At 60.9% G+C, this 20511-nt stretch carries 17 protein-coding genes; 16 read left to right on the forward strand and 1 reads right to left on the reverse strand.

Going from position 1 to position 20511, the window contains the following annotated elements; translation table 11 throughout:
• The 14 genes from ATN37_RS29050 to ATN37_RS29115 all read left to right on the forward strand — a co-directional run bounded on the left by ATN37_RS29050 (position 1) and on the right by ATN37_RS29115 (position 17088).
• Complete coding sequence (locus ATN37_RS29050) at positions 1-5154, forward strand: tape measure protein (protein ID WP_218695975.1); 5154 nt, start codon at positions 1-3, stop codon at positions 5152-5154.
• A 31-nt stretch (positions 5155-5185) separates the two neighbouring features.
• Complete coding sequence (locus ATN37_RS29055; RefSeq protein WP_218695976.1) at positions 5186-6118, forward strand: hypothetical protein; 933 nt, start codon at positions 5186-5188, stop codon at positions 6116-6118.
• A 16-nt stretch (positions 6119-6134) separates the two neighbouring features.
• On the forward strand, positions 6135-7808 hold the full coding sequence (locus ATN37_RS29060) for a phage tail protein (protein ID WP_218695977.1): 1674 nt from the start codon (positions 6135-6137) through the stop codon (positions 7806-7808).
• Positions 7809-7810: 2 nt separating this feature from the next.
• Positions 7811-8404, forward strand: a complete 594-nt coding sequence (locus ATN37_RS29065; RefSeq protein WP_064687468.1) for a DUF2744 domain-containing protein — start codon at positions 7811-7813, stop codon at positions 8402-8404.
• 35 nt (positions 8405-8439) lie between these two features.
• A complete protein-coding gene (locus tag ATN37_RS29070; protein ID WP_218695978.1) occupies positions 8440-9537 on the forward strand; it encodes a hypothetical protein in 1098 nt (365 codons plus the stop codon).
• A 3-nt stretch (positions 9538-9540) separates the two neighbouring features.
• On the forward strand, positions 9541-10191 hold the full coding sequence (locus ATN37_RS29075; protein ID WP_218695979.1) for a holin: 651 nt from the start codon (positions 9541-9543) through the stop codon (positions 10189-10191).
• Positions 10192-10219: 28 nt separating this feature from the next.
• On the forward strand, positions 10220-10621 hold the full coding sequence (locus ATN37_RS29080) for a hypothetical protein (protein ID WP_064687465.1): 402 nt from the start codon (positions 10220-10222) through the stop codon (positions 10619-10621).
• A 32-nt stretch (positions 10622-10653) separates the two neighbouring features.
• A complete protein-coding gene (locus tag ATN37_RS29085; RefSeq protein WP_218695980.1) occupies positions 10654-11706 on the forward strand; it encodes a hypothetical protein in 1053 nt (350 codons plus the stop codon).
• Between the two features lies 1 nt (position 11707).
• Positions 11708-12331 carry a hypothetical protein gene (locus ATN37_RS29090; RefSeq protein WP_218695981.1) on the forward strand — a complete coding sequence of 208 codons (624 nt, stop codon included), beginning with the start codon at positions 11708-11710 and terminating at the stop codon, positions 12329-12331.
• Positions 12331-12831 (forward strand): translation initiation factor IF-2 N-terminal domain-containing protein, encoded by a 501-nt coding sequence (locus ATN37_RS29095; protein WP_218695982.1) that lies wholly within the window; start codon positions 12331-12333, stop codon positions 12829-12831. The genes ATN37_RS29090 and ATN37_RS29095 overlap by 1 nt, the downstream gene beginning before the upstream one ends.
• Complete coding sequence (locus ATN37_RS29100) at positions 12831-13154, forward strand: hypothetical protein (RefSeq protein WP_218695983.1); 324 nt, start codon at positions 12831-12833, stop codon at positions 13152-13154. Before ATN37_RS29095 ends, ATN37_RS29100 begins: the two co-directional genes overlap by 1 nt.
• Positions 13151-14521 (forward strand): hypothetical protein, encoded by a 1371-nt coding sequence (locus tag ATN37_RS29105; protein ID WP_218695984.1) that lies wholly within the window; start codon positions 13151-13153, stop codon positions 14519-14521. The genes ATN37_RS29100 and ATN37_RS29105 overlap by 4 nt, the downstream gene beginning before the upstream one ends.
• 3 nt (positions 14522-14524) lie before the next feature.
• Positions 14525-15424 carry a hypothetical protein gene (locus ATN37_RS29110; RefSeq protein WP_209447564.1) on the forward strand — a complete coding sequence of 300 codons (900 nt, stop codon included), beginning with the start codon at positions 14525-14527 and terminating at the stop codon, positions 15422-15424.
• Between the two features lie 1262 nt (positions 15425-16686).
• On the forward strand, positions 16687-17088 hold the full coding sequence (locus ATN37_RS29115) for a helix-turn-helix transcriptional regulator (RefSeq protein WP_218695985.1): 402 nt from the start codon (positions 16687-16689) through the stop codon (positions 17086-17088).
• 372 nt (positions 17089-17460) lie between these two features.
• Here ATN37_RS29115 and ATN37_RS29120 read toward each other — a convergent pair whose 3' ends face one another.
• Positions 17461-17793: a hypothetical protein gene (locus tag ATN37_RS29120; RefSeq protein WP_218695986.1), complete on the reverse strand. Its 333-nt coding sequence runs from the start codon at positions 17791-17793 to the stop codon at positions 17461-17463.
• Positions 17794-18222: 429 nt separating this feature from the next.
• Here ATN37_RS29120 and ATN37_RS29125 point away from each other — a divergent pair, with 429 nt between their 5' ends.
• Positions 18223-19251: a hypothetical protein gene (locus ATN37_RS29125; RefSeq protein ID WP_218695987.1), complete on the forward strand. Its 1029-nt coding sequence runs from the start codon at positions 18223-18225 to the stop codon at positions 19249-19251.
• Positions 19232-19738 (forward strand): hypothetical protein, encoded by a 507-nt coding sequence (locus ATN37_RS29130; protein ID WP_218695988.1) that lies wholly within the window; start codon positions 19232-19234, stop codon positions 19736-19738. Before ATN37_RS29125 ends, ATN37_RS29130 begins: the two co-directional genes overlap by 20 nt.
• Positions 19739-20511: the final 773 nt, after the last annotated feature.

Raw genomic sequence — 20511 nt, forward strand, 5'->3', positions numbered from 1 at the left:
ATGGCCGGTGGCATTGAACTCGCGACCATGTACGTCCCGATTGCCGCGCGCACCGATGGCATTCCGGCCGCAGTGTCGAAGTCTTTGTCCAAGGTTGTCCAGCAGGGCGAAAAGGCCGGCGACAGCATGGGCTCGAAGATGTCGGCAGCCATGGGGAAGACCCTCATGGCGGGGGCCGCGGCTACGGGCGCCGCGGTATCGACGGCAATTGGTACGGCGCTGTACAAGGGCTTCGGCCGCCTCACTGCGATCGATAACGCCGAGGGCAAGCTCGAAGGGCTTGGGCATACGACCCTCAGTACCGCGAAGATCATGGATTCCGCCCTCGCTTCGGTGAAGGGCACATCCTTCGGTCTCGGTGAAGCTGCAACGATTTCAGCGTCGGCCGTCGCCGCCGGAATCAAGCCCGGCCAGGACCTGACGCGCTACCTGTCGCTGACTGCCGACGCGGCAACGATCGCCGGAACATCCATCGAAGAGATGGGCGCGGTGATCAACAAGGTTCAAACCAAGGGCAAGGCATACACCCTTGATCTGAACCAGCTCGCAATCCGCGGGCTGCCGATTTACCAGTGGCTCGCCACCGAAATGGGCGTCACGCAAGAGGCGCTCTCGGACATGGTCGCCGAAGGCAAGGTCGACTCCGCAACATATTTGGCGGCGATCGAGAAGAACATCGGCGGCGCCGCCACCGCTGGCAATACCGTGTCGGCTGCGTGGGCGAACACGATGGCGGCGATGGGCCGCGTGGGCGCGGCAGCGCTTAAGCCGACGTTCAGCCGCTCGGCGAACTGGCTCAAGGATGTCACGTCCGGAATCGACGTTGCCACGCCGCTCGTCTCGAAATTTGCTGACACGCTTGATCATCGCGTGTTCAACCAAGGACTGCCGAAGCTGCAGAAGTTCGGCGAGGAAGGCAAGAAGGCATTCGCGACGTTCCAGTCGGAGAACGGTGCGAAGATCGGCTCGGAGTGGGACCGCTTCACGAGCGTGTTTGATTCACTCGGCGACACAGCCGTGAAGGCCTGGCCCGCGGTGAAGGGCATCGTCGGATCGCTCGCCGAAGCATCAGGCGCGCTCGGGGTTTCGTCGTGGACGTTGCTCCTCTCGACTCTCGAGCTCACAGCGCAGCTCGCGGACGGGGTGCTCGTTCCTGCCCTGAGCACCCTGTCGAGCCTGATGGAGAACAACCAGGGTGTAGTCACCGCACTGGCTGCAGCGTTCTTCCTGTTCAAAACCGTGCCCGCGATCATGGCACGTATCGCTCCGTCGATGGCATCTCTGACGGCGCAGGCCGCCGCCGGAACGCAACCGCTGAGCGCATATCAGCGGATGTGGCAGAGGACAGGAAATGCCGTTGACGGTGTCCGTGGTGCGTTCTCGCGGTTCAACGCCGATGTGCGCACCAATGCCGCAACATATGGCGCTGCGAGCGGTTCGATGAGCCGTTTCAGTGGCACGATGCTCACGCTCAGTGACCGGGCGTCGAGTTTCGTAGCCCGCATGACTGCAACCAACACAGTCTTGGGAAAGATGGGTGCGGCGTATACCAACGCAATGCCGGGGCTTCGGGCGTACGCGGCGCAGGAGAAGGCCACGGCCGCAGCGATGCAGGCATCCGCCCTGCAGGCGAAGGGTTATGCGTCGGTTCACCTGTTGGCCGGTCAGGCAGTTCATGGGACGACGTCGTCCATCTCGAGGATGGGCGCTGCTGCGGGCGGCGTCGGCGCTGCTGGTCTCTCGGCAATGAGTTCGGCTGCAAGCGGCTTGAGTCGCGGAATGAGCGCGGTGTCCGGCGCCCTGGGGGGTCCGGTCGGCATCGCGCTCATCGGTGGCATGGTCGCGTACTCGGGAATCAATGGCGAGATTCAGAAGTCGAAGCGATTCCACGAAGCGCTGACGGTCGCCACACAAGGCACCGCCGAATCTCAGTTCGAGTTGGCCAAGGCGCTGCAGGCGTCCGGTGGTGCCATGTCGGAACAGGCCACAGAGGCCCTGACGAGCCGAATCGAGGAGGCACGCACAGCACAGAAGACGCTGATCGCCAACGGTCCAGGAATCTGGGCCCAGGCCGGCGGCGCATGGCAGAACGCCGGCAATGCGCTCTTCGGTACCGGCGATTCGTTCAACCAGCGCATGAAGCAGGATCTTGCGGTTCGAGATTCTGCTGAAATGGTTGAGGCGACACTCAGCGGCCTGGGTGTCACCAACAAGGAACTTGCCGGCGCAATTTCGGGGACGAACGGCGAGTTTGGTTACCTGACATCGCAGTTGGACCGATCAACCGAAGCTGGAATGGAAACATTCATCTGGCTCGACGGTCAGAGGCGACGGTTCCAGAACACGCGTGCTGCCGTTGCGGAACTCACGCCAGGCTATCTGGAGATGTCCGATCTCCTGAAGACGATCGGCGACGAAGCGGCCACTGCCACCGAGAAGAGCGATGCAATGTATCGCTCATTGCAGCTGATTGCGGGCATCAACCCCGATGAAAAGCAGGCCACGAACGACAACAACAAGCTCACTCGTGAACTGTTGCAAGCGGCGCCGATTGACCAGACGAAGGGTGCAAGCTCCGAGCTGCTGGATAACGGGCGTATTTCGACACTGACCGAAAACGGTCAAGATCTCGAAGATACCAGCGTCAAGATCATCCAGAACGCAGTCCAGATGGCAAACGCCGGCAAGGACATCAACGAGATCTTCTCGAGCGTTCAGCAGCAGGTCGAAGGCACCAGTAAGTCGTTCGGGATCGAAATCGGCGACATGCGAAATGCGCTGGAGTATCTCGGCTATAACGAGCGTGCCATCCAGATTCAGGTTGGTCTCCAGGGCGCCGACGATGTGACCAAGGGTCTTGCTGAGGTCTGGTCTCAGATGATGCAGATCGAGCCAGGTAAGCCGAAGGTTCTAACGGTCGAGAAGGATTTCGACCCGAGCATCCTGGCGGAACTGCGTCGCATGGGCGCCGACGTTACGGATTTGCCTAGCGGCCAGATCCGGATCGACATGGACGACAACGAATTTCAGATGAAGTTGAGCACGGCCATGGACAACATGATCGCATTCGACAATCTGAAGGCGATGGCCGGGATCGATCTCGACCTCAAGCAGTTCGATTTCAATGCGGGCAGCGCCGACGCCTTCATGAAGTACCTCGACGAGCTCGAGGTAAAGCCGGGCGCCGATCTTGATATCGAGAAGCTCAAGGATCAGAAGAACATTGGTTTGCAGGAACTGTTCGACCTGTCGAGCAAGGTTGCGGACCCGAAGGCGTTCATTGCGGGGATTGAGAAGTTCCTGATCGACGGCGGGGCCGCGAAGGCAGCCTTGGACGCGCTGAAGGACAAGACGGTCACCGTTCAGTTCAACCAGCTCTACACCGTTGCGCAGCAGAGTGGCGGTTGGTCGAACGACGCGATCAATGAGTTGTATCGCCAACAGGGGCTGCCTCAGGTCGCTGGCAGATACTACGGTGGGCGGCTTCCTCGAAATGCCGACGGCGCACGACTTCCCACGTCAGGGCCGGGCACCGATCGTGTTGACGGCTTCCTCGGAATGGGCCGCGATGGCGTACCGACAACCTGGGTCGACAAGGGCGAGTGGATCGTCAACGGCCGCTCGTCGGAAAAGTGGGATTGGCTGCTGGGGATGATCAATCGCGATGATTCGCGGTTGAAGAATCTTCCACGGTTCGCCGAAGGTGGCCGCAACGGCGTCGAGGCAGGACTCGCGGCCGGTCGATCAGTCGAGGGCAACGCGTACCTGTGGGGCGGTACGGGGCCGACGCAATTCGACTGCTCGGGATTTGTCGGCTGGTTGCAGCAGATCGTCATGGGCATCACCGGATCGGTGAAGCGTCTGTACACCACGTACGACTTCTTCAACGGTCGTGGCGGCGTGGCGGGTCTGCAGGCCGGTTTGGGTCCTGCGGGCACTCAGTTCCAGGTCGGCATCTCGAAGGAACACATGGCGGCGACCATCGCCGGCATGTCGGCGGAATCGGGCGGTGCTCACGGTACATCGGGCATCGGCGGAAACCGTGCGAATGCTCAGTCGTCGCAGTTCCCGGTGAAGTTCCACCTGCCGAACGAACTCATCGACGGTTGGGACAGCAAGTCGGGTGCGTATCTGCGTGGCGAGAAGCCGGTGGAGTGGACCGAGAAGGATGCTCTTGCACTCGAATCCGCCCGTGTGGCGGTAATTCAGGCGCAGGAGGCTCGGGACAAGATCAACGCCAACGACAAGAAGTCGCAGGCCGATCGTGACCAGGCGGAGCTGAAGGTTCAGCAGGCCGAGCTCAAGGTTCGCGAGCTGGAGCAGAAACGTGACGGAAAGAGTTCGACGTCGAACGATCCTGCTCCTGTTCTGACCGGCGAGATGGGTGACGATGCGATTTCGGTGCGCAATGCCGAGATTGCTCTGCTGGATGCGCAGTTGGCCCGGGACAAGGTGTACAACGATCCCGAGTCGACCTCGCTCGAGAAGGAGAAGGCCGATATTTCGGTGTACTCGGCTCAGAACTCGCTCGCCGCGACTCGCAAGAAGGTCGAGGAGGACAAGGACAAGGAAGCCAACGGCGATTTCTCGCTGAAGGATCGACTCAAGAGGTACGGGGCCGATCTGGTGGGGATCGCGGTCGATTCGGCGCTTGAGATATTCGGCATCAATTCTCGTTGGCTGGATATTCCGCTTCCGGAGTTCAAGAAGCCGAAGCCGGGATCCACCTTGCCGGAGTCCTCGGCTGCGGAGGCAATGCGAGATCCGCTGGGTGACTTCGTGACGCGTTCGTTCCCTCGGAGCGAGATCGACGGACAGCTGCCGGTCACGATCGGTGCGGGAAATTGGGTCGAGGATTGGCTCAAGACCTTGCCGATCAAGCTCTACGACCAGGGCGGAATGATCCCGCACGGCGGGTTGGCGTTGAACAAGTCAGGCGCTCCGGAGCCGGTGTTCACGGCGCCCGAGTTCGCGAATATCGCCAAGATCGCGAACTTGGACACGCTCGCCATCAATCCGAATGCCGGTGGTGGAAACGACTACTCGGTCAACATCAACAACCCGACATTCTCTGACGGCATGGCCGCGGTGCACAGCGCTCAGCGTGCTCAGGGTCGCCAGATGATGCGGCATGCAGGAAGGCCATTCGGATGATCGGTAAGGCTGGGAGGTCACCATGGCATCGATGACGATCAACATCCACGGCACGGATGGAAGTTTCTGGCCTGTCCATGGCGAGGATGCCGGCACCGAAGGTGTGGACTTGGGAGTCGATCAGGTCAAGGGCTTGTTCGACTCCCCGGTCCGCACTTCGTGGGTGGCGGCGAACGCCGAGTCGGGCGGAACGATGAAGGGGATGTGGAACGACTGGCGAGATCTTGCGCTGGGGTTCCATGTTTCCGCGGATCGGGTTGCCGGCGGCGATCAGGAGGACATCGATTCGCGGTTCCGGCAGGCGTTCGACTATCGGGTCGATCAGTGGGACCACGATGCGAAATTGGCGTGCATCGAGGTCATTACAGAGAATTCGACACGGTTCCTCGACGTGCAGTTGTACGAGCAGCCCGATTTCGATCCGGGGATTGACCCGCTCGTCGTGGAGTATTCGAATCCGATCATTCCGCTTCGGGCGGGTCAACCGCACTACTACGAGGATGACTACGTCACGAAGTGGTCGACCGGCAGTTCGTCGGGGTCAGGCGAGATCGAGGTCTGGAATCCGACGGATCAGCCGATGCGGCACAAGTGGATCGGCACTCGCGGTGACTGGATCCTTCCCGACGTGTCGTGGGAGGGACCGCCAGGCAAACGCCGACCTGGCGTGTCGAAGTTGTCGGGCCGCAATGACGCGAACCGCTCCATCGTCATGCCGTCCATCGGTGCGCTCGAGGGTGGGTTCACGGTCGATCTGGATCCGATGAAGCTGATGGTTCGTGATGCTGCGAATACGAACTTGCTTGGCCGGATGCCCGTTCCCGGGCGGTTTTTCGAGTACGTCATCCCGCCGAAGACGCAGAAGCAAACTCTGCGGGTTTCGGTGACAAACGCGCCGGCGGGCGGCGCGATGATCCAGCTGATTCAGCCGCGGCGATGGTCGCGGCCTATCGGCATGCAATGACAGGAGGTGGCCGCCGGTGACCGTGATCGATCACGGACTGTCTCTCGAAGAGCAATGTGAAGCGATCTGGGAAGCAACCCGGGCCGAAGAGCGGCGTGAGCAGAATCAACGCCAGATCCCGCCGGTTGCATTGCTGTGGGACGGCGAGATGCGGTTGCAGCATCTGGTGCAGGCCGAGTACGGCGGAACCTTCGATCTGATCGAGGGGGACACCGGTCCTGGGCAGTTGGAACATCCCCTCGATCATCCTGTGGGCGAGTGGCTCTGGGACGAGTGGGGCCGCATGCAGCGCGGCGAGAAACGCAACGTCAACATCACCGTCGAGTACACGGGTTCGCGGTGGGGCGGACTCCTCGAGTACATCGAACTCGACAAGCGGGACAACGGCGATCAAGTTGTCGTGGCGACGTTTTCGAGTGATTACGAGCGGCTCAAGTGGTACACGGTCTGGTCGAACAGTTTCTTCAGTGAGCACTTCCAGGCGCCGCGCGTGTTCATCCTCCCGGGGCCGATCCCGTGGGTGCTGTCCACGATGCTCGACCTCCAGTGCCACCGGGAACGAAACTCGACCTGGGCCATGCCGGACGATCCGATGGATCCGGCGAACCGCACCAACTTGGATCAATCCACCTGGTCTCTGGTCGTCAAGCCGATCAAGTTCATGGATTCGCTCAATTCCGGTGCGCTGTGGGGGATTGCGGGCTCGCGCTTCAAGAATTTTCACGACATCGCGAAGACGATGATGCAGGACGGCGAGATCACCCCGATCGTGCGCCGCTACCTGCATGGCGATCCGCCTCCGTGGCCGGGTGCGAACCTGCGTCACGGGACGGTGGTCGTGTCGTTCGAAGATCGGTCCGGACGGTTCACGGGAACGTCGCATGGTGGCACTCGATTCGACGGGCTGAAAATGACCGTCGAGAAGTTCATCGGCGATTTCATCGAAAGCACGTCGCATCTCAAAACCGACACCACAATCCCGGCCGAGTACTACATCCCGGGTAGCAAGCGGACGAATAAGTCGCTGCCGCTTGCGGTGTGGCGCGACGGCGAAGAGACCGGGCTGGACAGGTATCGGTTCCGCAAGACTCCGTCGAAGGGCATACAAGTCGTCACGGGCGGTAGCTCAGCCCCAGGCGTCGACGAATTGATGTCGGCGACAGTGCAGATGTTGGGCGATCTGACCGCCATGATTCCCGGCGTGCCACCCATGGGCGGTGTGGCGGACGCCGTGCTGAAACCGTTCTACATGGGGACCGTGCTCGCCTGGATGGTCGCACGGTTGGTAGCGCGGGCCAACAATCAGGGCTGGACGAGATACTTCGAGTACTTCCAGGACGGTGCGGGCAAGGCGTACACGATTTCCTCGCTCATGGTTCTCCGAGCGGGAATCTGGGCGACACGCTCGTATGAGTCGATCGAGTTCGGTGCCCGCGACGCTGCGCCGTTCCTGATCGGCGAGACCGGCCACGTATGGCTCGGCGACCGTGCAGGTTTCACGATGCAGAACGACAAGACCGGCCGCATCTACATCGACCGGATTTCCAAGGTCGGGCTGTCCTGGTCACGTGAGCAGCCAGTCACACGCACCGTGACCATCGGCGACAGTCGCGCGCTCGAGGACCCCGTGCAGAAGGCATGGGAGCGGATCGAAGCGTTCGCCACCTCACTTCAACAGTTGGGAGTCTGACGATGGAACAGCAAGGACTTGTTCGCGGCAAGACGTTCGACCAGTGGCCGGCATGGGAAGGCCAAGGTCTTCCGTTGCGGGAGAACTGCGATCTCCGTAATCCGCGCCAGGCGTTCCTGTGGATGTTCACGGGAATGCCGGGCGTGGTCGGAGCTCCTTTGATGCTCGGAACTGAGTACTGGGAAATGCAGTCCTGGCGTATGTGGATCCTCGGCGCCAGGCCATCGGCGAAGCCAACACTCAAATATCAACCACCCAAGAATGCGGTGGCGGACAGGTGGACTGCACAGGGTGAGTGGGTGTCCATGGAGACCCCCGACCTTCCACAGAGCTCCTGGACGGAAGTCGTGGCGCAGCTGCCACAGTCCGATCGAGCCGAGCTCAAGCAGGTGGTGCTCGAAAAGATGGGATTCGAGGACGTTCCCGAACCCTCCGCTCCCGCCGGTCATTTGCAGGTCAGTGAATTGGCGTCGCGTCTCGACGTCGATACCGACGAGGTGGTCGAACTTCTCGGAAACCTCGGCTTGGACGTCGACCCCGACGCCTATGTCGGTCGCGAGATCGCTGACCGGCTCGTCGCACATCTGGGCCTCTAGAGCCCGTCCATTCCTACATCCCGAAAGGGGTAGTCATGACACGCACTTTCACGCGCGCGCAAGTCGACGCGACCCGCGCATACATTTGGTCGAAGGACTGGCTTCCGTACGCGTACGGCGGATCCGGAAATCCTGGCGGTGACTGCAGTTGGTTCGCGTTCGCAGTCGCAGCACACGTTCAGGGCATGCAGGCTAATCGGCGGTACGGATCGACCGAGAACTGCAACCGGCCAGGCGTTCTCGGTGCGTCGGCTACGGGTGACGCCGCTCCGCTGGGACTTGTCCACGCCCGCAACAAGGCTGACGTGCCGCCGAATGCTCTGCTCAAGCTGGGCTTCCTGCATGGCGGCGGCGGATACGACTCGCACGTTGCCGGGACTTTCGACGGCTTGAACTTCGAATCCCGCGGCATGTACATGGGCCGCTCCGGACATGTGGTCGCGGCCTCCGCTAGGGCATGGAACGACCCACTGTTCCACGACTTCTGGTACCTCGACGCCACTGTCGGCGCAGGCGATCCCGATGCGTTCCCGCTGCCCTCCGGCTGGTTCTATGGACCGCTCGACGGCCCCGAGGAATCGGTGTCCGGGGAAGCGGGCGAACCGGCGTATCAGATCGCCGGCATCAAACATATGCAGGCAAAGCTCGCCATCCCGCAGTCGGGGAAGTGGCGAGATGCCCAGTCGGCGATCGCGGCGCTGCAGCGCACCGATCCGGCGCTGACACCCGACGGCACTGTCGGACCCAAAACCTGGGCGCTGATCATGCGCCTGGGCTCCACACCCGCACCGAATCCAGGAGGCCCCGTGGCACTCTCGTACGAACAGCACGCTGCCCTGCAGTGGGGCCAGCCCGAACCTGTTCGGCAGATCTCTGCAGCCGGACGTGATTTCGTCAAGGTCCAGGAAGCAGAGATGTGGCCGCGCGCGGGTCTCGCCGACGTCTGGAACGAAACCGTCTGGGACGGGTACAAGTCCCACGTCGAGGGTGACGATCGCACCGGCTCCCTCGTCTTCTGGGTGCTCGAAGCTCACCGCGAGGCATTCGAGTCGAAGACGCTGCTCGCATCACTCCAAGCCCGTTTCGCATCGGGCGACACTCGTCAGCAGCCCACAGCTGCACAGAAAGGCTGAATCATGGCTGAATCAAACGGAACTCTCACTGTCGGCGTAGAACTCGTCGGCACGCGTTCGATCGACACAAAAGCTTTCTGGCTGGACGTGCTCGATCGCACCGGCAAGACGTTCGTTCAGACGGTGCTCGTCTTCCTGGCGGGCGGCGCGACCATTGCGTCCGTGTCATGGACGACTGCCATGTCCTCGGCAGCCCTGGCAGCGCTCGTCTCGTTCCTCTTCGCGCTCTCGACGTCGACGGCACTGACCTCGGGGAACTTCCTCATCGACTTGCTCGATCGTGTCGGTCGCACGTTTGTCAGCGCGCTGGTCGGCGCGATCCCTGCAACGGGAACACTGTCGGATATCAACTGGCGCTATGCGCTCACATTGGCTGCCACGGCGGCTCTCGTATCGGTGTTGACATCGCTGGCCTCGAGCAACTTCGGATCGACCAAGGGTTTGCCGTCGCTGGCACCACTGCACCCGGACGTGATCGTGATCGACGAGGAAGAGTCGCCATCTTCGAGCTCGCTGGCTGCAGAGGCAACCGCGCGAGGTCTCGCGGGCTCTGAGGCCAACCGGGTTCGGGCGGTAGAGGCTCGCCATCGTCGGCCGGATTCGGAGTCGGGCAACGCCCCATATGACGGCGTCGACGGCAGCTATCTCGCCTGACCACCTCGACTGACCCCGAGGAGGGCCGGTGTTCAATCACCCAGCGTTCTGGCCCACAGCTGGGACGGTGATCGTTGCGGCGATTACCGCCCTCGGCGGGTGGCTGGCCGGCCGCAGATCGGATCGAGTGAATCTACTCGAGCAGCAGCGCAAGGACTTCGAGGTGATCCTCGGACCGATGCGCGACGATCTCGCCGCCGTCCGCGAGGAAAGCTCTGCCAACAAGGCGGAAAATGCAGCATTGCGCGCCGAAGTTGACGCACTCAAAGCAACTGATCGTGAGCGCGACGGACTGCTCGACGACCTACTCACGTGGGCACGGGCAACGATTCAGTGGATCGCGGACCGAATCCCGGGAAATGAAGAGCGACCGCAGCTTTCGCAGCGAGCGTGGAATCACCTGAATCGCCCGGAAGGTCCGCCACTGTGATCGGTCCTGGCTACCGAAGGGGGAGGTGAACTGTGGGAGCTGCACCGGATGGCGCCATCCCCGACGGCTCGCTCGTGCGCGGACTTTTCCGCGCTCGGCAGTTAGAGACGGAGGAGCAAGCCAAGGCGAAACTGACCAACGGCGCGCTGGGCAAATGGCAAGGTGCGCAAGATAAGTTCAAGTCTGACGGGAAGTCCCTGTCTGAGCAGTTGGAGAAGGTCAATGATCATTCGCGGTCGATCAAGACTCTCGTTGACCAGTTCAATCAGCTAATCCTGCAGGGCAACGCGATCGTGTATGCGTCCGACCACGAGTACACGCCGACCACCGGGGTCACGTCGATCGATGTGATTATTCTGGGCGCCGGTGGTGGCGGCGGGGCTGGACAGTGGAATATCGTGGCGGCGTCCGCGAGCGGGGGCGGTGGTGGTGGCGGTGGCGGCGAAGTCCACACCACCATTCCCGCAACACTTCTGCCGAAGAATGCGGACGGCACCTTCAAACCCATCGCCATCACGGTAGGTGAGGGCGGCGAGAAGGGCGTGGGATCGCAGGGCGCGGGCCGCGGCGGCGGCGATACCCGCTTCGGGGATTGGCTCGCTGCTGGTGGCGGACAGGGCGGCGGCGGCGGAAAACCGCAGATTCAAGGCATCGGCGGCATCGGCGGCGCGGGCATGATTCCCGGCGGTTTCGGTGGAAGCGGCGGTGTGGGCACGTCGGTGCGATCTACGCAGGCAGGAAACTCGACCTCCCCGTACGACCTGCACGGCGGTGGCGGTGGTGGTGGCGGTGGAGGGACTGGAATCGCAGCCATTGAATGCATCGGAACGAACGGCGGCATCGGTGGGATTTCCCCAGGGGGCGTTGTCGGCACACCCGGCGCCCCGGGCACGCCACCCTCAAAGGTCATTGCTACTGGTGGCGGTGGTGGTGGCGGTGGCGCATATGCCGCTGCAAATGCCGGAGATGGCGCGTACCCGTCTGGTGGCGGTGGTGGCGGAGCTGGGCGCTGGAACCCGGGATCGGTTGGGGATGGTGGCATCGGAGGCGCCGGCCTCATTTTCGTTATCGAGCGGATGAGCTGACATGGCCGTCAAAACCAATCTTCGCCTATTCACCGCTGGCAATTGGGTGTGGGAGAAACCGGACAACCTCGCCAAAGTAGATGTCGTCCTTCGCGGCGCGGGCGGCGGCGGATCGTTCAGCGCCTCAGACGGAAGTGGAGGCACCGGAGGGGGCGGAGGAGCAGCGGTCGACAAACTGCGCATTCCTGCCGACCTGCTGCCAGACCGGGTGGACGTTGTGGTCGGCGCAGGAGGCACATCCGGCGGCGACGGCGGCGACTCCACCTTCCTCGACCTCACCGCATTCGGCGGGCACGGCGGGAACTCCGACAGGCTCGGCGGGTTGTCGTACATGCGCGGCGGTACGGGCGGCGCACGTGGGCAACCCGGTGAATCGGTCACCTCAGCTGATGTGCGACTGCTCGCGGGCGGGGGTGGCGGAGGCGGCCGGGGCAGCGTGGGCGGCAAATCCGGTCGCGGCTTCGGAAATTCATTGCGTCCATTCTTCTGGGAATGGTGCCAGTCAGGTGGCGGTGGAGACAGCGGCCAACCAGGCGGATACCCCGGCGGCGGCGGTGGTGCCGGCGCGGTCGGAGGAGACGGCCTCGTCACCGTCATCGAATACTTCATCGGAGAGGAACACTGATGCCAACAGCAGAACTGATCGTCGAGAATGTAGGTGGGTTCGCCGGAGAAGCGAACTGCTACAAGCTGTCCGAACCATTGAAAGGTCATTCGTACGTGACAGTGCTCTTGCAGATGGCGTTCGGGCCGCAGGATCGCGAAGCGGCAATTTTCCCCGCCTACCCGTCCGGTGCAGCAGTGAGGATGACCCGATTGCCTGGCTCGTATGTGCATCCTGAGCCGTCGAGGGAGTGGGCACTGCTAATGGCCGGCGGCTATGAGGTTGTGGTGCCCGATCCGGTGGTTGACGAAAATCCCGCCGAGATTGACGAGCCGACAATCCTCGAATCCGAAGTGGCGAAACCGGTCCGGGTTCACGCCCTGGCAAAAGAACTTGAGACTACGTCCGCCGAACTGCTTGAGACTCTCGCCGATCACGGCCACGACATCACCAGTGCATCCGCCAACGTCACGCCGGATATCGCCGACGTCATGCGCGATATCTACGGAAAGGGAAGCTGATGGGCGACATCCGCACACCCACACCAAAGTTCGCTCTGAATCTGCCGACTGTCGGTGACTTCGTGTACTGGTACCGATTCGACGACGGCGCCGACTTCCCTGACGGGCACGAGCTGTACTTCCTTCTCGGCGAACCTGGCACCTCACAAATCAAGTGGGAGTTCACCATTGCAGGCGGCACAGCATCGCTGAAAATCGAGTCCGAAGTCGTCGCGACCATTGCCACAGGAACCAAATACTGGCTGATGTACCAGGACACCACTGCGACGCCGACAGTCGAGATGGAACTGCAGACCGGACAGGTAAAGAAGGTGAACAAATGATCCTCGTGGGCAGTGACGGTGAACGAATCACACTGGGGGAGGAGGCGTCCGGAGGTGGTGGGATCCTCGTCCCGTCGCCGGGTCCGCCCGGGAAGGACTCGACGGTTCCTGGTCCTGCAGGCAGGAGTGTCGACGGCATCTCCGTGTCCGGTGACAGCCTTGTGTTCGACATGTCGCAGGGACCAGACATCACACTTCCCGTTCCTGCGGTCGCTGAGGCCACTGAGGCAGCTGGGCGTGCCGAGGAAGCGGCGGAGTTGTCGGTGCGGACAGCCGCTGGAATCCAGGACGTCGCCGAGGACGCTGCACAGGTCGCCGAGGATCGCCTTGCCGTGGAGTCCGCAGCCTCCTCGGTCGCGATAGACCGTCAGACCGTCACCGACGCGCTTGACGTTGTGGTCACAGCGAAGGGTGACGTAGAGCAGATCCAGACTGATCTCCATCAGACGAAGACCAGCATCGAGAACACGGCAACCCTGGTCGACCAAACTCTCGAGCAGTACGGCGCCCAGTTTGTCGCCGAGCGCGAACTATCGCAAAAGGCCGCGACAGACGCGACAACGCAGGCGCAGCGCGCAGAGGACGCAGCCGAGGGCATCATCGCGGGCTCCGTGCTCGACAACGCGGTCACGACACCCAAGATCTTCGACGAGGCGGTCACGAAGGCGAAGACCTCACCCGGCGTGCAGACTTCACTCGACAAAGCGGACACTTCGGTGCAGGAAGGCGATTCGCGGCTGACCAACGCCCGCCCGCCGACCGCTCACTCCCACGCCGTCGCAGATGTCACCGGCCTGCAGAGTGCACTCGACGGCAAGGCTCCGACGACGCACACGCACGCCGAAGGTCAAATCACCGGACTGGCAGCGAAACTCGCCACGAAGGCGGACCTCGACGGCACCGGCAAGATCCTCGCCGCACAGATCCCCACCGAAGCTCGCGCATCATTTCGCGGCGTGGCCTACTCCGAAGCGGGAATGATCGCGCTTGGTGGTGAGCGCGGCGACTGGTGCACTCGTGGTGATCGGGGAACCGATTTCCGACTCATCGCAAATCCGGCGTCTGTTCCGACGAACTGGCTCGAGGCCACCTACCCCGCATCCCCGGTGCTGTCGGTCAATGGGCGCAAGGGGGCAGTCGACACCTCCACGGCGGACATCACGGATGCAACCGCGGTAGGCCGGGCATCAATGCGGGCTGTCGACCAAGCAGCAGGCCGAGCTGCGATCGGAGCAGGAACGGGCAACTCGAACCTCGCGCTGGGTACGACGTCGGTGACCGCGAGGCGTGGCGACCTCGACCAGATCGTTACAGCGCTGCCGACAACGGGCCAGATAACGGGCGCTATTTACCACGTGACGGAGTAGCCGATGCCTGCACACGCCTGGGACGGGAACTCGTACAAGAAAATCACGCAACGCGCCTATTGGACTGGTTCTGAATGGAAGAACATCAAGTCGTCTCACCTCTGGACGGGGACGGGGTGGAAGCTTCTGTTCAGCTCTTTCACGCCCACTGGCATCATCCTCGGCGCCAACTTCCAGACATCGGCAGTGGCAACGGTGACCATCCCTGGAATGATCTCCAATCCAGGACTTCCCGGAACGGTCGTTCAGGGCAACGGCGTTGTCAGTGCAACGTCTGGCCCTGTCCGCATTGGGTTCACTGGGCACTTCACCACGACCTCCAACAACACCGCCTATCTCGGTATCTACAAGAACGGCACGTTGATCGGCACCGAGTCCGCAGGGTCTGTGAACTACAACGGCGCCCTTCAGCTGATGGGGATGGCCAACACAACCCTGGCAGTCGGCGATGTGTTGACCCTGGGATATCGGAATCAGTCCGGAGCTTTCGCTACGACCGTTGTGGCCAATCGGACGATGATGACCATCTCGGCGGAGGATCAGCCCGTAGCCATTGGCGGCACTGAGGTCGATCAGACTCCGCCCGTAGGTTGGTCCGACATTGCCTTTACGCCCAATCCTGGCACCATCATGGATGGCACTTCGTTCGTGGTTCAGAAGAGTCATCCGAGCGCTATCTTGACTGCCAATGTGAACTGCCGTTCGGATAATAAGTCTGCAATCCGGATCCTCGTGAACGGCAATGTGGTGAACACCAGTTCCGATATCGGGGGTTATGACGTTCGCGGCGGAACCGCAGTCAGCTACCCGTTGGCCGCCGGGGACAGGGTGAAGGTTCAGTACAACCGAATCAGCCAGTTCGGAACCACTATCTACACGCGAAGCGGCTTCGCCGTTCTGTAAAAAAGGCGCCCCTACCGGGAATCGGTGGGGGCGTCTTTTGCTGTTTCACACGGTGTGATGGGCCGAATAAACTGGGCCGAGTTTGTTGGCCCCGCAGCTGCGGTGGATGGGCTCTGTTAGGTCTTCATCGGACGAGGCGGTGCCCGAGAGGTACGCCGAAGGGCTGAGCCGCGGCCAGTGAACCGAGTGATCGGGCTACGAAGGCGATGACGAGAGCTCCGGTTGTGAGGCAAAGCGCTTTCCGTTTCACGACATCTCCGTTTCGAGGCCCGTTAGATTCTGCAGGTTCCGGTCGCAGAAAGTTGCCGAGGGTAACTAGATCCGGGCTTTTTCATTCTGTAACAGGGCAGCCCTGACGGCCACACAAGATAGGGGACCGTCAGGGCTGGTAAACGAACAACAGCAGCGCTATGCGTTTACAATCCGACCATACCTGCAACGGTAGCCGTATCGTAACTTTGGGGTCTTCTTCATCTCCGACTTCACCCTCTGCCGCAATTAGGCGGGGCGCGTGAAGCGTGAGCTCACAGTGGCAACCCGAGACGAAGCCGAGAGCGGCTCTCGGATCGAAATGACATCCGCAGGACAGGAACTTCGGTGATCTTGCTGCAGTCTCAGCCGTTCGGCCGGCGAGATCCATGGGCCGTCGTACACCACACTGCTGCAGCGTCGACATTGCGTGCGGTATGCACCGTTCTTCATCAGCTAATACAACTCTCGCTGTCCGGGGCCCGACCCAGGGTGAATTTTAGTAGCTCCAGTCGAAGCGAGGCAGCCCACCTCCGGGGAATGACACCCGGCAGGTGGGCCGATGCGGCTGACCGTGTTACCGACATCGAAAAGCCGCAAGTCAGCAGTACCACTCAATGGAATCGCCAAACCCGAATCGAATCAAGAATTTGTTAAGACTTCGGCTTCTGCTGATAGAGGCCCGCCAGCGAGTGTGTGATCAGCACGCTGGCGGACCTGAGTGCGCCGAGAACCGAGGCGGAAGCGGCGCACCGTTTATGGTGCCCCGCCGACAGCCTGGGAGATCGTGTCGGCAGGGCTACGCCATACCCGAGTTCGGAGTCAGGTGATGCCGCCGAGGGAAATCTACGGATCCGAGGGTTCCGATACCAGTCTTCGCCGAGTCACAGATACTTGAGTGTTGAACTATCCCCAATTCATGCACAGCACATGGGGATAACTGATCCGAGCGCGAAACTCTCGAACTGTTTCGCTGCGCGAACATTCAGAAATGCCGTGGGAAAATAACGCCCATGGCTTCAGGATTCGCAGCTTGGGTTCGAGACCAGATCGTGGCCCGCGGCTATGAAAGTCCAGAGGAAGCAGCTCGGGCGCTCGGTGTGTATCCATCCCAGATGCGTCAGTGGACAAGGATCGCTCGGTCCCCAACGCCGCAGGTACTGCGGCGCGTCGCAGCGTTGTTCGATGCGCCGGTGCAGGAGGTGTTGATAGCCGCCGGGTTCATGACTGAAGACGAAAACGTGCCGTTGTCGCCGACACGAATGTCGTTGCAGCAATTGTCGAACAAGCAGATTCTCGACGAGATTCGACGCCGGACTGCGGGAGACGCGGGAGGGCCGCCGATTCCTGTGCGGGTAAACGGAGTTCTTCATACTCCAGATGGCCCGCCCACAGCGTTCGTCAGTAACACCTAGGCGGGCCGTGCACGTCGAGCCGGCAAAGGCGAACGTGCACGAGCGATACTACTTCTCGGGCATATGGCCGAACCACGATTGGTGGTTGTATACGGTACTCAAGTACCAGGCAGGCAATTCGCCGACGCATCCACAGTGCCTATCGCGCAACATGGCGGCGCGAGGAGTTTGGTGAGGCCCACCCCCGGCGAGTGCACAGCCGGAGGGCAGGCCTTGCGCGGCCGAACTGACCACTCAGAATCGCCGCAGCAATGAAATGATATCCGACTTCCGTGTTCAAAATGCCAGATTGCGGGGCCGAGCTGATCTTCCCTTACCCACCCGACCTCGCGCGATGCAGTGTAGGTGGGCGCGCCGACAACTTAGCCGGTACTACTTGTCGGACTCAGCCCATTTAGCTTTGGCGTCGATAAAGAACTTGTCGAACCGAGCTTTATCCGAAGGTAGATCGCAGTCGTATGGCCACGTCCGCTTCTTGTCCGCCATCATGGACATTGCATCGCGGCGCTGGGATGTCGTCGACCCCGGGTCGGCGAGGATGTCCATGGCTTCGGACGTTTCATAGACGCCAGGTGTAGCCGTCGCGAATGCCTCACAAGCCCTGGCTCGCAACTCGGCCTCACTGGGCGCAGGCGGCTCGTTCGAACCGCAACTCGTCAGCACCAATCCGGCGGTGACCAAAATCCCCACGAATGTCTTCTTCATGGGGGTATCCAACCAGACAAACCGGAGGGTTAGTAATCGATTAGCAAAGCGCAACCCAAGTAACACCGAAACTTGAACGAGTGTCGCCATGCAACAACCGCCGCACTGGTGCCGTTCATCGCGCCTGGTGGCCGGCCCGGCCAGATAAGTGGGGGCCAGGCCCGGCAATCCATGCGCACCGAACCGTTGCACTAGACGGTACGCAGTTCCGGGGCCCGCCCGCTGGAGAGTGGCACCTGGTAGGCAGGTCGACGCGGCAGATCAGCGCCCGTGAAGTTGTGGCGGTAGAGAAATGCCATCCCGTTCTCTGTTACCGGAAACAAGCCGCTTGAGGTGCTTCGCTGGGCTTAAACGATCCAGACGTTCAGACTGGTCGGTTCGAGTTAGTCTGAGTCGATTTCTTTGAATTTCGAGACTAGAGGGGTTCCAATGGCTGACTACCAGCTGACACCGTACCGGGTTACCGTCGCTCCGGCTGGCGATCCGGGCTCGCCGAGGCGTATGGGCCAGGTTAGCCCCAAGCATGAAGGCATTTCTGTGCTCGACGCAGTAACAAATGCGTGGGTCGCACTCAGTCGGGAAGCTGATCCGAGGAAGCGTTCAGACGACAACACTCGGCAGCTCGATGTTCAGAGTGTTACTCGCGTAGATCACCAGGTCGAATGCGGCTGCTTGCTTGGAGTGAGTGGAATCAACAGCAATCTTTCGCTGGAGGCTTTAGAGATTCCTGCGGTCAGGCGATATTCGGATGCCGAGTGGTTCGATTTACGGGTGCTTTTCGCCGCGTCGCCGTCAGCTCGGGCAGGCATCTTGATTGTGGAGAGTGTTGGAAATTTCGCGATCGGGAAACATGTCTCCGACCTCCTTCGGAACACAATTAGAGCGAACGTCGACACTGGTGTGATCGTCAAAATAGATCCGATGCAAGAGGCGTTAACTTTGGGTCAGTCTATCGCTGATCTGCAGACGCAATCGGTGGAGTTCAAAACGATGCATAAGAGTGGTGATCGTGCTCGAAATGCACAGGGGGGCAAGCCAACCCCGTTCTCCAAGGTGGTCAAAATTCAACGTCGCGGTGGGCTGGGTCCGTTCGCCAATTTTAAGGGAAAGAAGGCCTCTGAAATCGGGGCTATGTATGGATTTCTGGATCACGGAGAAATAACAGATGAGACCACAGTGTCCGCCAATGTAGTGATGGTGAATGGACGTTCTCGAAAGGTTAATGTCGAGGAAGGAACACCCAATTCGATCTCTTTTCCGATCGATCGGGAATCGCTTGAACGTAGACCGACGTCTGAAGAGTTCTATAAGGTCGCAATAGCCATTGTCGACGAAGTGAAACAGGGAACGGCGCTCGGCAGTCTGACTGTCGTTGACCCGACGGGGGATCCTCGCGTACAATCGCAAGACGATCTCCAAGTGGACTGGGTGGTGACTGATGAAACTCCTACCAACTGACGTCGTTCGAGATCAAATTGATACATTTCGAGATGGTCGGGACGATGGTCGGTCTTTGCAGGACTTTTTGATCTTTTACTTCATCCCCCTCGTTTTCGGATTGTTGGTCGGGTTTTTCGGTGCTGAGAAGTTCGATATTGCTGCAATTTTGGCGTCAGTGGCGGTTTTCACTGGTCTGATATTTAATCTCGCCTTCAATATATTCGACAAGAGCCTGCAGATGCGGCGAGACCCGTTTCAAAGTGCCGACCGAGATGCGATCCAATTAGTCGAGGAGCTGCGAGCAAACGTGAACTACACAGTTCTTGTTGGCATCGTGCTGACTGGGACCTTGGCAACTTCTCTGTTCTTCGATATGCCGAACGACTGGACCATCGTTACTCGCGTTGGGAACGGGTTGATCGCGGCCCTATTGCTCCACATGCTCTTCATGAGCGGGATGGTACTGAAGCGGTTCACGATATTGCATGGCGTTCTCAAGCCGTGATCGTCGGCAAAATCGAAAATGTCCCGCTCAATCCTCATTGGTTGAGTGGGGCATTGTCATTGCGGGGCCACGCGCGGGTTGTGCGTGACTACCTTTTGGGTGACATCGCGTGCATCGGAACCAATGCGTGAGTCATGCGCAGCCCTCAGCGGCCCATAGGGTGGCGTCCGACCGTCATGTCTAGTGGACTCTTCGTGCAGGTCGCTGGTCAGAGCGAGCAGCAGTCCTGATGGCCCGCCCGCATCCACCCGACCGGACGGGCCGGGCGCACCGGAACTGATGCGAGTTCCGCCGGGCAGTCTTGTCGACCCCCGCCGCCGGTTGAGTGCGTTGAGGTACGCGGCGGGGCCGTGCACGGTGACGAGCCCTTGATTCTCGTCAACGCACAGTTCTGGCGACCCGCCTGTTACCACTCAGCCAGGCGGCCGTGCGCACAGAAATGCCGATCAGAGCCCTGCTCGAAGTCTTGGAGGCCTACCTCAATCCGTGGTGAGGTAGGCCGTGCGTGCCGGAACGGACAGGAACGACACGCAACGGCGACCCGCCGATCGATGGTGACGAAGTCAACGGGTCGCCTACATCCCAGACTGCGAGGCCAGGATGCCTGATTGACATTACCAATTCATTACCTGTAGTGCTGGGATCGGCGTGTCAATGGCCACGAAGTTCTCCCCGTAGGCGGCCAGTAGTTCTCCCCGCTGGTGGCCACGGGTTCTCCCCGGTGGCGGCCAGTTGTTTTTCCCCACCCGCTTTCTGATTTGGGTTAGCTGAAG

This window comes from Rhodococcus sp. MH15 (genome assembly GCF_019266045.1).
Classification (GTDB): Bacteria; Actinomycetota; Actinomycetes; order Mycobacteriales; family Mycobacteriaceae; genus Rhodococcus_F; species Rhodococcus_F qingshengii.

Excerpts from the sequence above, each read along its gene's own strand:
- ATN37_RS29105 (WP_218695984.1), top strand. The coding sequence starts at position 13,151 with ATGATCCTCGTGGGCAGTGACGGTGAACGAATCACACTGGGGGAGGAG.
- ATN37_RS29065 (WP_064687468.1), top strand. The coding sequence starts at position 7,811 with ATGGAACAGCAAGGACTTGTTCGCGGCAAGACGTTCGACCAGTGGCCG.
- ATN37_RS29055 (WP_218695976.1), top strand. The coding sequence starts at position 5,186 with ATGACGATCAACATCCACGGCACGGATGGAAGTTTCTGGCCTGTCCAT.
- ATN37_RS29050 (WP_218695975.1), top strand. The coding sequence starts at position 1 with ATGGCCGGTGGCATTGAACTCGCGACCATGTACGTCCCGATTGCCGCG.
- ATN37_RS29075 (WP_218695979.1), top strand. The coding sequence starts at position 9,541 with ATGGCTGAATCAAACGGAACTCTCACTGTCGGCGTAGAACTCGTCGGC.
- ATN37_RS29090 (WP_218695981.1), top strand. The coding sequence starts at position 11,708 with ATGGCCGTCAAAACCAATCTTCGCCTATTCACCGCTGGCAATTGGGTG.
- ATN37_RS29115 (WP_218695985.1), top strand. The coding sequence starts at position 16,687 with ATGGCTTCAGGATTCGCAGCTTGGGTTCGAGACCAGATCGTGGCCCGC.
- ATN37_RS29125 (WP_218695987.1), top strand. The coding sequence starts at position 18,223 with ATGGCTGACTACCAGCTGACACCGTACCGGGTTACCGTCGCTCCGGCT.
- ATN37_RS29095 (WP_218695982.1), top strand. The coding sequence starts at position 12,331 with ATGCCAACAGCAGAACTGATCGTCGAGAATGTAGGTGGGTTCGCCGGA.
- ATN37_RS29070 (WP_218695978.1), top strand. The coding sequence starts at position 8,440 with ATGACACGCACTTTCACGCGCGCGCAAGTCGACGCGACCCGCGCATAC.
- ATN37_RS29120 (WP_218695986.1), bottom strand. The coding sequence starts at position 17,793 with ATGAAGAAGACATTCGTGGGGATTTTGGTCACCGCCGGATTGGTGCTG.
- ATN37_RS29130 (WP_218695988.1), top strand. The coding sequence starts at position 19,232 with ATGAAACTCCTACCAACTGACGTCGTTCGAGATCAAATTGATACATTT.
- ATN37_RS29100 (WP_218695983.1), top strand. The coding sequence starts at position 12,831 with ATGGGCGACATCCGCACACCCACACCAAAGTTCGCTCTGAATCTGCCG.
- ATN37_RS29110 (WP_209447564.1), top strand. The coding sequence starts at position 14,525 with ATGCCTGCACACGCCTGGGACGGGAACTCGTACAAGAAAATCACGCAA.